Raw genomic sequence first — 269 nt, 5'->3', positions numbered from 1 at the left:
GTCTTTAGGCGCTGCAAAGCTAGCAAATACAGCTTCTGGATCAGATTTAGGAAACTGCATAGGCGCTGGCTGCTCAACGCCCATCACCTCAAAGTCACTCTCGCAAAACGATTGCTGATTAGCAATAAGCTTAGCACCGCAGCTAGTCACATCTCCTGCGCGAGCAATGGGCGCACCATCGACAATAAACGAGGAGTCCCCTGTCAAAATAGTGGTCAATTTTTTACACTTTTTACAGATAACTTTATCGCCTTTACGCGAGATAGGAA

At 46.5% G+C, this 269-nt stretch carries 1 protein-coding gene; it reads right to left on the bottom strand.

The window, feature by feature from the left end:
- A partial coding sequence (locus AAEZ05_RS28755) for a PAAR domain-containing protein (protein ID WP_350649999.1) occupies nucleotides 1-269 on the bottom strand: 269 nt, incomplete at both ends.

The sequence above is a fragment of the Pseudomonas sp. HY13-MNA-CIBAN-0226 genome (genome assembly GCF_040310305.1).
Lineage (GTDB): Bacteria > Pseudomonadota > Gammaproteobacteria > Pseudomonadales > Pseudomonadaceae > Aquipseudomonas > Aquipseudomonas gregormendelii.
Note: the sequence above shows the minus strand (reverse complement) of the source record. Positions and strands in the feature narration are given on the sequence as shown.